Origin of the sequence: Photobacterium sagamiensis (assembly GCF_050337085.1) — a bacterium.
In the GTDB taxonomy this organism is placed as follows: Bacteria; Pseudomonadota; Gammaproteobacteria; order Enterobacterales; family Vibrionaceae; genus Photobacterium; species Photobacterium sagamiensis.
Window position 1 is genome coordinate 26,144 of sequence record NZ_JAKJSP010000033.1, and the last position, 13,147, is coordinate 39,290.

General features: G+C 43.6%; 13 protein-coding genes. 6 read left to right on the plus strand and 7 right to left on the minus strand.

Annotated elements, in window-relative coordinates; translation table 11 throughout:
• Position 1: 1 nt before the first annotated feature.
• The gene (gene pdsO, locus L4D76_RS16475; RefSeq protein ID WP_428441989.1) at positions 2-757 is read right to left on the minus strand and encodes a sortase-associated OmpA-like protein PdsO; all 756 of its coding nucleotides are present in this window, start codon (positions 755-757) and stop codon (positions 2-4) included.
• Between the two features lie 257 nt (positions 758-1,014).
• Between pdsO and pdsR the strand changes: the two genes are divergently transcribed.
• From pdsR to L4D76_RS16490, 3 genes are all read left to right on the plus strand, one after another.
• Positions 1,015-1,701 (plus strand): proteobacterial dedicated sortase system response regulator, encoded by a 687-nt coding sequence (gene pdsR / locus L4D76_RS16480; RefSeq protein WP_428441990.1) that lies wholly within the window; start codon positions 1,015-1,017, stop codon positions 1,699-1,701.
• Between the two features lie 5 nt (positions 1,702-1,706).
• Complete coding sequence (pdsS, locus tag L4D76_RS16485) at positions 1,707-3,920, plus strand: proteobacterial dedicated sortase system histidine kinase (RefSeq protein ID WP_428441991.1); 2,214 nt, start codon at positions 1,707-1,709, stop codon at positions 3,918-3,920.
• Between the two features lie 579 nt (positions 3,921-4,499).
• A complete protein-coding gene (locus L4D76_RS16490; RefSeq protein ID WP_428441992.1) occupies positions 4,500-5,138 on the plus strand; it encodes a hypothetical protein in 639 nt (212 codons plus the stop codon).
• A gap of 11 nt (positions 5,139-5,149) precedes the next feature.
• On the opposite strand, the gene L4D76_RS16495 is transcribed toward L4D76_RS16490, so the two are convergent.
• From L4D76_RS16495 to L4D76_RS16515, 5 genes are all read right to left on the minus strand, one after another.
• The gene (locus L4D76_RS16495) at positions 5,150-5,416 is read right to left on the minus strand and encodes a hypothetical protein (RefSeq protein ID WP_428441993.1); all 267 of its coding nucleotides are present in this window, start codon (positions 5,414-5,416) and stop codon (positions 5,150-5,152) included.
• A gap of 222 nt (positions 5,417-5,638) precedes the next feature.
• On the minus strand, positions 5,639-6,037 hold the full coding sequence (locus L4D76_RS16500) for a VOC family protein (protein ID WP_428441994.1): 399 nt from the start codon (positions 6,035-6,037) through the stop codon (positions 5,639-5,641).
• Between the two features lie 382 nt (positions 6,038-6,419).
• A complete protein-coding gene (locus L4D76_RS16505; protein ID WP_428441995.1) occupies positions 6,420-6,671 on the minus strand; it encodes a hypothetical protein in 252 nt (83 codons plus the stop codon).
• Positions 6,672-6,800: 129 nt separating this feature from the next.
• On the minus strand, positions 6,801-8,324 hold the full coding sequence (locus L4D76_RS16510) for an ArnT family glycosyltransferase (protein ID WP_428441996.1): 1,524 nt from the start codon (positions 8,322-8,324) through the stop codon (positions 6,801-6,803).
• On the minus strand, positions 8,324-9,343 hold the full coding sequence (locus L4D76_RS16515) for a glycosyltransferase family 2 protein (protein WP_428441997.1): 1,020 nt from the start codon (positions 9,341-9,343) through the stop codon (positions 8,324-8,326). Before L4D76_RS16515 ends, L4D76_RS16510 begins: the two co-directional genes overlap by 1 nt.
• A 151-nt stretch (positions 9,344-9,494) precedes the next feature.
• Here L4D76_RS16515 and L4D76_RS16520 point away from each other — a divergent pair, with 151 nt between their 5' ends.
• Complete coding sequence (locus L4D76_RS16520; protein ID WP_428441998.1) at positions 9,495-10,175, plus strand: response regulator transcription factor; 681 nt, start codon at positions 9,495-9,497, stop codon at positions 10,173-10,175.
• Positions 10,172-11,458: a sensor histidine kinase gene (locus L4D76_RS16525; RefSeq protein ID WP_428441999.1), complete on the plus strand. Its 1,287-nt coding sequence runs from the start codon at positions 10,172-10,174 to the stop codon at positions 11,456-11,458. The genes L4D76_RS16520 and L4D76_RS16525 overlap by 4 nt, the downstream gene beginning before the upstream one ends.
• On the opposite strand, the gene L4D76_RS16530 is transcribed toward L4D76_RS16525, so the two are convergent.
• A complete protein-coding gene (locus L4D76_RS16530; RefSeq protein WP_428442000.1) occupies positions 11,415-11,894 on the minus strand; it encodes a GtrA family protein in 480 nt (159 codons plus the stop codon). The genes L4D76_RS16525 and L4D76_RS16530 overlap by 44 nt on opposite strands.
• Before the next feature lie 268 nt (positions 11,895-12,162).
• On the opposite strand from L4D76_RS16530, the gene L4D76_RS16535 reads away from it, so the two are divergent.
• Positions 12,163-13,077 (plus strand): polyprenyl-phosphate transporter, encoded by a 915-nt coding sequence (locus L4D76_RS16535; protein WP_428442001.1) that lies wholly within the window; start codon positions 12,163-12,165, stop codon positions 13,075-13,077.
• The last annotated feature ends 70 nt before the right edge of the window (positions 13,078-13,147 follow it).

Below are 13,147 nucleotides of genomic sequence, written 5' to 3' on the forward strand. Positions count from 1 at the left end.
GTTATTGCATATGGGCGGTACGCATATCAGGCTGTTCACTACGCAGCGTGACACGACGGTCAAAGAAGTCATTTTCAAAGTTTTGTTCTGGTTTAATCGGTTCTAAATCGCCATAGGCTTCTACGTCAAACTGGTCACGCTCAACACCACGGGCTTCCAGATATTCACTAACAGCATCCACACGACGCATGGATAAGACCAGATTCTTCTGACTGTTACCACGGCGATCGGCGTAACCCGACAGCAGCCATTTTACTTCCGGTGCTTGCTTCATTAATTCTGCCAATTCATCAAGCTGCTGCTGAAAATGAGGTTCAATCAAATCTGAACCGGTACGGAAGTGCACATTCGTCTCAAGAGCTAAATCTAACTCCCGCTGTTCATCCCTTTGCACTTGCAGATCTTGCTGCAGATGAGCAATCTCAGTTTGGGCCTGGTTAAATTTCTGACTGACTCGCTCTAGTTCAGTATTACGTGCAGATAGTTCCATCAGCTCTTCATCTTGTGACTTAATGTACTCATCTTGACCGACAGTCGTACCGACGATGCCGCCTACAATCGCACCAATCATGGCACCTGCCGGACCGCCGACTAGTGCGCCCAGCGCGGCTCCCGAGCCTAAACCAATAAGTTGTTCCTGCTCGGCGACGATGTAGTGATCCTGTGTGGCATCGGTTTCACTTGCCTGTACACATGGTGCAATCGCTGAAGCAACCAGAGTGGTGGCGATCATTGTTGAGATAAGCTGCTTTTTCATTTTGTTTTCCTCATCAGTTGTTCTGGATCTGTTGTTAAAACTAACGGTCTTGTTGAAACAAGTGTTCCCGTTTCGATGAGGTCATTAAACCAAACTGTTCTGGCAATACCGGGGATGAAAAAAGGCAATGTGGTGATCAAATGTGGCAGAAAAATGGCAATCTGTTTTCGGTGCTTTTTTAGCTAACTTTTTGTTGTATAGTCAGCACATAAAACGGCAAGCACGTTCTAAAAGACCAACGTTATACAAGGGAACCCATGAAAAGAATTGCCATAGTCGAAGATGAAGCTGCAATCCGTGAAAACTACATCGATGTATTAAAAAAGCATGGATACAGTGTACAAGGCTATGATAATCGCCCGAGTGCGCTTGCTGCATTTGAGCAACGTTTACCCGACCTCGCTATTATTGACATTGGTCTGCAAGATGAAATCGATGGTGGTTTTTCCCTGTGCCAATCGTTACGCGCGATGTCACCTACTGTTCCGATTATCTTTTTAACCGCCCGTGACAGTGACTTTGATACCGTCTGCGGCTTACGAATGGGTGCCGATGACTACCTGACGAAAGACGTTAGCCTGCCTCACCTAATTGCTCGTATTGCCGCCCTTTTTCGACGCAGCGATTTAATGGCAATCCCGACAGATCAAGAGAGCTTGATTGAACAAGGTTCGCTGACCATCGACAAAAACAAAATGCAGGTGTTCTGGAAACAGCAACCGATCGAGCTGACGGTAACTGAGTTCTGGATGATCTACGCGCTCGCCAAACGCCCCGGACACGTCAAGAGTCGTAATGACTTAATGCAAGAAGCACAGGTCGTCGTTGATGACAGTACGATCACATCTCACGTAAAACGTGTTCGTAAGAAGTTTGTGCAAAGTGATGCCGCATTTGACTGCATCCATACCGTTTATGGTATGGGCTATCGTTGGGGATCATAAGTCTTATGTTTGAATTGCGTCTTGGTCTGCGTACCAAAGTCATTTTGATTTCCAGTTTCCTGCTGATCTTACCCTGGCTTGGATATAAATATGTCTGGGAAATGGAAAAGCTGTTACGTCAAGGGCAAGAGCAGACGCTGATCGGCACCACCCGAGCGGTGGCTACAGCACTAAATGAACGCCCTAAACTGTTTAATCGTCAGGCGAGTTTCTTGAAGTCCGTTAAAAAAGGCCGAGATCTGTATGCCTACGAGCTACATAATCCGATAAAGCTCGACGGTATAATCAGTGACTGGACGGATTATGGCGACAAAATGATGGCCTATGGCCGCGATCATGTCCAGTTCAGCCGCCGACCTTATACGACAAACAGCATCAGCTTTAAACATATGGTCGGTAAATATCAAGGTTACCTGTATGCGGTCTTTGCGGTAGAAGATAAGCAGCCGGTGATGCGTCGTACCGACGCCATACGGGTTGATCGCAATGATCATCTTGTCATTGCAATGACAACATCAGATGGCGACTTCCAGCGCTATGTTATTTCTCCTTATGAAGACGGCTGGGTAAACGCATTTCAGATTTCAGAAAAATATACTGATAGCAAGCAGAGTGATACTCAACGATCAAGTACCGATCCAACCAGTATTGCCTCTGCAACTCTGGTTGCGGAAAGTAACATTCAGGGCTACTGGCGAACGACTGAGCAAGGCTACAACTTAGAACTACGCATTCCATTAGCTTTGCTTGGCAGTAAATTAGGATTTGCCTTTTATGATGTCAATAATGAGCGTGATCGAGAAATCGACACCATCATTGGAACTTCAAACACTTCACATCTTAATCGCCTTGGGACGATCTTAATACCCTCGCCTGAAATTGACAATATTTTGAAAGGCATGGGGCACACCAGTTCTCGTATCTGGATCATTGATCGCCACCAGCGGGTTTTAGCACAAACCGGCGATATTCAGGAGTCAAACGGTGTGTGGTCTACATCCATCAAATATGGTGAAGAGACTGACTCCTGGTGGTCTCATTTCGAAGAGCGTTTTTTGCACCCGCTTTATTATAAATTCCTGATTTCAGAGCCAGTCGATTTTGTCGATTCCCATCAAGATGCCGCTTATCTGAAAGGGGTTCATATATCTCAGGCACTGCAAGGCCGAGGCTATTCTCACTGGCGTTTATCAGAAGACAGCAATGCAATGATCTTAGCTGCCGCTTATCCAATCTGGCTGGGTGACAATGTGATGGGAGCGGTTGTGGCAGAAGAATCCACCAATGGAATTCAGACTCTGCGTAATCGTGCACTGGAAAAACTGTTCAATGTCATTCTGGCAATCATTGCAATTGGGACGATTACTCTATTCTTATTTGCATCTAATATTTCATCACGTATTCGTTTGCTCCGCGATGAAGCAGAACAAGCGATAGACAGCCAGGGACGGATTAAAAAAACCATCTCGCCAACCAACGGGACTGACGAAATCGGTGATTTATCGCGTAGCTTAGCGGCAATGGTCGGTCGTTTGAGTCAATACAATCATTACCTGGAAAACTTATCTTCTCGATTGTCTCATGAGCTCAGAACGCCGGTAGCAGTGGTACGCTCATCGATTGAAAACTTATCGATGCAGAATCAAGATGAAGATTCGCAACGTTATATTGCCCGGGCTCATGATGGCATTCATCGCTTAAGCACCATTCTGTCAAATATGACCGAAGCAACGCGGATTGAGCAGAGCTTGCAGGGCGCAGAAAAAGAGTATTTTCCACTCAATGAGATGGTTTCAGGCTGTATGCAGGGTTATCAGATGGCATATCCGGATCAGACTTTTAACGTGAAAGTGCCTGATTCCGCAATCATGATTAACGGCGCGCCTGACTACCTTGCACAACTGCTGGATAAATTGATAGCCAATGCAGAAGAATTCAGCCGGAACCAAGACCCAATTGAAGTAAGTCTGGATCAGCACAACAATGAAGCACGTCTGGTGGTGAGTAACCAAGGCCCGCTATTGCCAGAAAACATGGCCGATCAACTGCTCAACTCAATGGTATCTGTTCGTACGCAAGATAAACAAACCAAGCCACACTTAGGTCTGGGCTTATTTATCGCTCGATTAATATCCGAATATCACCTGGGCAGCATCCGGTTACGTAATAGATCTGACAACAAAGGCGTAGAAGTCATCTTGTTACTGCCTATTTCGTAACAAAACGGCCTGTTTGCAGAAAAGTTACATACGGATGATATAGCACCTTTATTGGTGCTATCTTTGCCAATAATTTTATTTCAATCGTTATAGCGGTTATTATGCCGATACCGCTGCCATAAATAAACCAATGGCTATAATAATAGCAGCAACCGCTAGCAGAACTTCAAAAAACCTTTCTTGCATCATTTATCCAACCAGTAAGCACCAAAATCCAAATTTTCAGCGCCATGCTTTACCCAGCCAACTATCATTTATTCATAACATAAGCAATAAACTAATAATGGAATTCAATATTTCTTTCTTGTTTACAATACCCACGCAATATTACAAGGAGAAACTAAATCTAACCTGAACAACCCCACCTTTATAACATAGCAATTACTCCTCAATTTTGATCATCAGAAGGTAAACAACAAATTTGAGAGAGACACGCAACCTGCCTGTGCAAAAAAGTGTAACTGTGTAATATTTCCTTGTATTCATTCGCATTTGTATTCAAGGCCACTTGTTGTCACTGCACTAATCAAAGATGCTGCTGTTTTTCATTCTTACGCTGCCATTCTTAAACTGTATCCCATGAAAGGATTATTAGTCTTACTGCTCATATTCGTTATCCCCTCTCTCTTTGCTCTAGAGCAGCAAAACACAACAAAGCAACCCTCAGATAAACGAAAGCAAGATATATCACTGCCTTTCAATGAATATTATGCTCTGGCATTACTGGCAAAATGGCGAGTCAGTAGTGCAGAACTACCGCAACATACTGATTTTTTTAATGGTATAGATGGAAATGGCATTTACGGAGCTGACCTGAATAACAATCAGATCAGAGATGACTATGAAAAAATGTTACTTTCGAGCTATGAAAGGCCTGAATACGTCGTTATGGGGATACTCGCGACCAAGAAGTGGGACATACTGTTCGATGTCTACACAAAAAACGTTCAAATAAACACATTAAAACAAGCAAAAACAATATTCATCGAAAACATGGCCATCAATCGTTGCTATTACGATCTGCAACAAATTGACCGACAATTAACATCACCAATATTAGCTTACTTTAATACCGACGAACGTCTGAACGCAAAAAGATTAGCCGAAGAGCAGCTCTTGGCTGTCATAGGTGAAAATCATCATACTCTGGTATTTCACAAGCAACCCTGCAAGATTTTTTCCAACTTAATAAAAGTCGCCCTGAACTCAGAACCGTGATGTTAATAAATTTATTCAATATCATTGGGTTGTTGTTGTTCAGAATGTTCCGATAACCATTGGTTGTCTACTCCCCTTTCAGTTTTCACCATCAGTGATTGCTCTTTTTTCGCAATAGCCTGATATTGCTTTTCACAAACGCTTTTAGTGAGCAGATCTTCACCATAGGTATTTAAGCAACGATCCATGTAGTCTTCATATGACATAAGCAAAGCTTCGGCATGCGATAACCCTGCTATCAACCCCACAAAAACGACGACATACACCTTTCTCATCATCTTCTCCGACTCTTAACAGCCCGTTGTATAGACCCAACCCATCCAAGACGGAATCTCGCATCTTGAGGTCGTTTAGGTCTATATAAGTAAAGATGATGTTGGTTATCTCTTCCAACTTAACTATGAGAATTTTGTGGAGATGTTAATGCGCATCTTTAATACTGTAATATAAAACAAAAAAGCACAGGCATTCTGTGCTTTTATTTGAATGTCCAGCGGTATTTATATCGCCCAGTCGCAATTTTGTAGCACGACGCGATAGCCATCAATATCTTCAAATGTTTTACCGATTCGTTCCCAGTATGGATTATTCGAGTCAGCCACATTGAAACCAGCATCAATCATGCCACGACATGCCCGTTCCCATTCACGGCTACAGGCAATATAAAATACCAGCAGGTGATCTTGTGAGGGCCCATTGCCAACAGTAACACCACGTTCCTGGGTAAATTCTAAATGATAAGGGTGTTTTGAATGGCTGAGTACTACACCATCAAATCCATCATGATCTTCAAATTGTTTTACCATTTCAAAACCCAACGCTTTGCTATACATCAAAGCGATTTGTTTCAAATTATCAGTTGGTCTTACAACGCGGAGTGTCGCGTCTTTAGGTATCATAGCCGTATCATCCTTTGATCTTAGTACACCATAACCAAACGGTCGCTCGTTATATAGGGAAGTGACGATCAGCGACTCTTTTTATATGCTTGGTTAACTCACAGACAAATCTCACTAATTTAAAAAATTGACTGCCTCTTATACTGTTGCAGCTCAAAGTGATACCGTCAAGTCATTAACGGGATAATGTATGATGAAACATGCAGCTTTGTTGAACAAAGCACAATATCGACAAATACCCTACCTATTTACTCGGATTTACTTAGATTAAAACAGTCCCCACTCTTAGGAATAACTACAAAAATAAACATAAAGAAAGTGGCAAAATGCCACTCCCTTTATATCATTCTCGTTTTCTTTGAATAATTCGGATGAAACTTAACTAGTGCTGTAATTCGCCAGCCGATAACAACGATAAACTGTCTGGTGTGAATTTATTAAAACTGATCAATGATTTTTTAGGTGGATAAATAAATTTCGTCACCTTGACAACATACTTGGCAATAATATTTCCGGTTGGATCTTTTTCATCGTACCAAAAAGTATCAATGTCAACTTTTTTGCCTATATCCCATTTCATGTCAGTTCGTATGAACTTGTGATCTTCAGGTATACCCAATAGCTCTCTGTACATGGCTATCACTCCATTAATTGATATTTACAAATAAACTGGAGCCATATTTTCATACATTTATCAAGGGCTTTGTTAGCTTAATCACAGTTCAAAAAACACACAATACGATTTTCATCACATATCCGCTCATCACTCAATACCCTGACAATACACCAAATCACGCTTTTTCGATTGAGCCCGTAATTCACAGCGACTCTTATTCCAGAGAAAGTCTTGCGGCACCTGCGATCTATCTATTGCAAGAAAAGTAGGCTTATCAATTTCACTTAAAGCACCTTGTTTATTCAAATCCCCTTGCTTACTCAAAGCATGGTCTTTATCCAAATCACTCCCTTTACTCAATATACCATCAAGTGACCCGGTCACTTTTTTTGCTTTCCCGCCTGAGTAAAACTGTGCAGAGAATGGCCGGCGGCCTAAATAAACAAGCTGAGTAGATGAAGCTTCAGGTTGCTTAGCCCACTCCCCCAACAGTACGTTTTCCGCTTCTTTACCTGTCAAATCATATCTTAATAGCAATGCTGCGGTTATGACCAAAACGGGTGTAATCAAACCTATTTTAAAGATTTTTTCTGGTAATTGTTGCTTGGAATGATAACCCGCGACTAACAGGGCAAAAGCCGGTAAACCCGGCATCACATAGCTAGATAGAATATTACCGGCGAAGGTAAATAAAATCAGCGGCGATAACATCCAACACCAAAGAAAACCAAAGTAACCTTGCTCAGAAACAACACCTTCTTGACCGGCTTTAAAGAAACGCACCACCTGATAAATAAGTACTGGCGACCATGGTAGTGCAGCAAGCAGCCAATATAGCCAAATAGTGCCACGCAGCTCTCTATGAGCGGTGCCATACAAGTCACCTTCCCAGCCACTGACGATAAAACGTTTAACGTGCTCGCCGATGATAAAGTAATTGAGAAAACCCGGGCTTTTCCATTCTGCTAATAAGTACCACGGTAGTGCTAGCAAAAGGAATATACCAATGCCGCCTTTCCACGGTAAACACGTAGGTATTCGTTTCCAACGCCGATCTGGTAACAGCCATAAGGTTAAACTGATACCTACCAGCACTATTGTTAACGGCCCTTTTGCCAGCATGCCAATTGCAAGGCCGACAAAGAACATATATCCCCAAAACTTTGACTGCTTTGTCCATGACAGCCAAAAGCCTACCATGCTTAACGTAATACCCAATGTCAGTGCCGTATCGGTCATGACCGAACCGGAAATCACGATAAAAGCTGAGCTCGTTGCCAGAATGGCAGTGGTGAGCCAGGCCTCATCTTTGCGAACCTTATTATCGGGGCTTGCATTTGAGGCAATAAACCAAGTCAATCCCAAGATCAGCCCCCCAACGACCACGTGTGGTGCACGCGCTGCAAACTCATTCACGCCAAAAAGCTCAAAACCCGCGGCACTCAACCAGCTGAAAAGTGGCGGCTTGCCCCAAAAAGGCACACCGTAGTCAAACATCGGGGTGATCCAATTCCCCGTTTCAAACATGATACGCGCCATTTCACCGTAGCGGGCTTCTGTGGTATCCATCAACGGATAGAGCCCAAGTGACAAAAAACGCACCAATAAAGAGATGACAGTCAATGCAATTGCATATTGCGTTAGGGATAGTTTCTTTAACAATTTCAACATTATGCTTTAGCTTCCTCATGATGGGGATTAATGTCTTGAACCTTCTCATCCATAACCACAAACAAGGGCCGCTGTTTCGCTTCAATAAACAGTCGCCCTACGTATTCGCCCATCAGACCAATCGATAACAGCTGAACACCACCTAATAACAACACCACCATGATCATCGACGGATATCCAGCAACCGGATCGCCCCAAATCATGGTTTTAGTAAACACAACGATCGCCATCACAACGGCAGCGAACGAGGTCAGCAAACCTGCCCCCGTTGCCATTCTTAATGGCCGGGTACTAAAAGAGGTGATGCCTTCAAAAGCCAGGTGGACGAGTTGGGTATAATTCCATTTGGTTTCCCCGGCTTTACGCGGATCACGGTCAAAACGTATTGTCGTGCGGCGAAAGCCCGGCCATGCAAACAGCCCTTTCATGAAGCGGGTACGTTCAGGAAGTTTATTGATTTCGTTAACAACGCGGCGGTCAATCAGTCGAAAGTCTCCGACATTTTGCGGGATCGGCATTTCAGACAGATTATTCATCAATTTGTAAAAAACGGCCGCTGTGGTGCGTTTAAACCAGCTTTCACCATGACGTTTCCGACGTTGCATATCCACAACATCAAAACCGCTAAGCCATTTTTCTACCATGGCCGGGATCAGCTCTGGCGGATCTTGCAAGTCCGCATCAATAAGGATCACTGCCTGTCCTGTCGCTGCTTGTAACCCAGCGCTCATCGCCGCTTCTTTACCAAAGTTGCGGCTGAATCGTACTCTCGTCAGTTGATGTCTGTCACTGGAAAAGTTGCTGACCAGTTCCCAGCTTTTATCCTGGCTGCCATCATCAACATACACAATTTCACATTTTTCATTGAGTGTATCTAACGTGGCACATATTCGCTGATGACAGGCTTCAATGACCTCATCTTCGTTATACATAGCAACAATTATCGAGACAAACGGTGTATCCCCTTTTCCTTTCTGATACTTACCCCGATGTTGGGATAGCAAAGCAATGGTCGACATACTAGATCCTTTTTACTTCGTGACTCTTCTCTGACTGAATTAACTTTACTGTCAGAGATGTCAGAAAAAGGTCATCGACATTTTTTTCACCCTTTTATGTGCCATCATATATACCCAAATCACTTCAAGATGCGTGAACACTGATAACACGATGAAATTACTTCTCATTGAAGACCATCAAGACATTGCAGGTGTCATTTTCGATTTCTTCGAAATCAAAGGCTACACCCTCGATTATGCAAACAATGGACAGCATGGTTACGATCTCGCCAGCAACAACCATTACGATTTAATCATCCTGGATGTCATGCTGCCTCGAATGAATGGCTTTACCGTTTGTCAGAAGCTCCGAGAACATGGAATCGACACCCCAATTCTGATGCTGACAGCACGCGATACTCGTGAAGACACGTTAGAAGGCTTTGCCTTGGGCGCCGATGATTATCTGGTAAAACCTTTTGATCTTGAGATACTGGAAGCGAGAATAAAATCGCTGACCCGCCGCCGCATTGGTAATGCCGCAACAAAAAAACTCAACTTTGGCGATCTTGAGCTTGATCTGAATAGTCACATTCTCAGCCGTAATGACTGTCAATTTTCACTCAATCCAACACTGTTTACCATATTGAAACTCATGATGCTCAGGGCACCCAATGTCGTGACGAAAGAAGAAGTTATTTCAACGCTATGGGGTGATGATGAACCTGAGGGGAATGTGCTGAGAAGTCACATTTATCAGCTACGCACCCAAATAGACAAACCCTTTAAGCACGCTTATATCAATACTGTACCGAAAGTGGGCTATCAACTTATTCATGAGAATAAAGAGTGAAGAAAGTAAAATCAGCCAAGCAACTGACATTCACCTATTTTTCAATCGTAGCATTTGCCATTATTGCGATTCATTTCTCTGTCTTCGATTCTGCACTAGAAGGCGTGGAACAATTAAATGCGCAAAACCGCCTCAACTACACCAAGCAAGTTGCTCAAGAACTACTGGCTGAGAGTGAAGAAACTGATATAGCGGTTCCGCCCTATGGTCACGCGTATATTGGCAAAGAGAGTCTGCCTGGTGGCATGGTCATTCCCGATGATATTCAACTCGACCAAGCATTCGAAGTATTTCACACGAATGCGATGAGTACCGAATATTTCGTGATGAAAACCCAACTCATGATTAATGGTGAACCGAAAACCGCTTATCTTCTTCATTTCGATGAGATTTATGAACTCAGCGAAGAACAAGCTTTCTGGACCCAAACCAAACAGCTATCAATCTCTTTTGCATTGCTTATCGTCACCCTGGTTGTGGTTCTTCGTATTTCAGAACGATTAACCAGCCCTTTGTCTCAATTAACCGATGCACTAAAAAATCGTTCACCTCATGATCACTCTCCGATAAACCTGCCATCAGGCACTGCCACAAAAGAACTGCTACAACTGGTTGACAGCTTTAATCTTCACCAGGGGCAGCTCCATGATTCAATTGAACGCGAGCGATCATTTAATCGCTACGCCAGCCATGAATTACGAACCCCGCTCATGGTGATCAAAGGCGCAATTTCATTGCTGGGCCAATCGAATGATCCGGCCTTTATTGAAAAGCAACGAAACCGGTTATTGCATGCCAGTAATGAAATGAATGATTTTGTCACAACATTGCTCTCCCTCACCCGTGATGAGGATCTGTCGAAGCTGTCTCTGCGCAGCCTCGATAAAAAGGAGCTACATCAGATCGTTTCAGCACATAGCCACTTACTGGATAACAAATCCGTGGTATGTGAGGTAATAGTCAGCGCTGAAATCAGAGTGAAAGTACCGGAAACCACTTTAAAGATCTTAATTGGTAACTTGGTCAAAAATGCGTTTGCCTGCACAGATGATGGCAAGGTAACAATTCATGTATCACCGCAAGCCATCAAAATTATTGATAGCGGCATAGGTTTAAGCGCTAAGCCGCGGGGCATCGAGGGGTATGGTTTAGGGCTGGTGATTGCCAACGATATTTGTCGTAAATATGGCTGGCAACTCGATCTGACAAACAATAAAAATGGTGGTTGCACCGCTAAAATCACACTGCAGCAGGGCGAAAAACCCAGCGTTCAGCCAGCATGAAATTGGTCAGCATGCCTAATAATATGCCTGGAACCATTGCGATAAATGGCCAGGCTGATGCTGCAATTCTGATAATAGTTTCTGCTTGGTAGCTTTCAGCCTTCCCTGTCGATGCGCCGAACAGAGCCTCCAGCGACACTTGAATGGTTGCAGTATCAACCAATTGCATTAACCACCAATAACACCCCCAGTTTGGCACAAAACCTAGGCAGGAAACGCACAAAAATCGGGTCCATTGCTTAATGGGCTTATTAGTATCACTGTTTTTAAATGTAATCCGCCGGTTCCACCACCAGTTTGATGATGCCGCAACCCAGAATGCCAAAGCACGGGCGGGTATCAAAGGTATAAACAGAGATAACAATGCCATTGTTACCACGTCGACAAGAAAGCCGATCCCGCCGACAAAAGCAAAACGGATCAGTTTTATTTTCATTTCGTATCAATGCCCTGTTTTTAAGCTCTATTAACCTGACAAATTAAACGAAACAAGGTCAAAAAAAGGTGGAATTTTTTATACCCGCGTCTTTAGTTAAAAGAATACGTTCAGATCGACATTGCATTTTTTTACATCAACATTGTCTTATTTTTCACATCAACACGGTATAATGCCAATCAGGACAATTATCTGGTTAATTCAGAGCATTATCCCGATTGGCATAACCTGTATTTCACAGATCCATTAACACATATTACGGACAACAATGAGCAAACTTTTTACCTTTCTAAAAGGCGCCGCAATGGGGGCTGCCGATGTGGTTCCGGGTGTCTCTGGTGGTACAATTGCATTTATCACCGGTATTTACGATACACTGCTTGAAAGCATTCGCCGTATTAACCCAAGTCTGATTGGTATTTTACGTAAAGGTGGATTTAAGGCCGCATTCGAGCATATCAACGGCACATTTCTAATTGTTCTGTTCTCCGGTATTCTGACCAGTATCTTTACCCTGGCCCGTTTCATTACCTGGATGCTTCACACTCACCCCATTCCACTATGGTCGTTTTTCTTTGGTTTGATCATTGTCTCTGTCGTACACATGTTCAAACAAATTGAAGCCTGGAAAGTCACCCGCTTCATAGCAATTATCGCCGGTGCGCTGTTTGCTTACGGGATAACGGTACTCCATCCTCTTAATATGGAGCCTACATCCCTTAATTTCATGATTGCCGGCTCAATTGCCATTTGCGCTATGATCCTGCCGGGAATTTCAGGTAGCTTTATTCTGTTACTGTTAGGCATGTACGGGCCAATCTTAACGGCAGCTAAATCGCTGGATATTGCTACGCTAGCGCTATTTGCTACCGGCTGCGTGATTGGTCTGCTGACCTTCTCACATCTGCTGTCATGGGTTATACGTAACTATCGCGATATTGCACTGACTTTCTTAACGGGATTGATGGTCGGTACGCTAAGCAAAATATGGCCATGGAAAGAAACCTTAACCTGGCGCACCAACTCCAGTGGTATGCAAGTACCGCTACAGGAACACAACCTTTCACCGTTCAGCTTTGAGCAGATCACAGGGCAACCCGCTCTGATTGGCTATGCCGTAGTTGCCATGCTACTGGGTATTACCCTGGTATGGGGACTGGAAAAATGCACTGAACAACCATAAGGGTTTCATTTAAATAGGCCCTTGCCACGCCCTGTTATTCCCATTGAGTGAAATAACAGGGTGTTATACC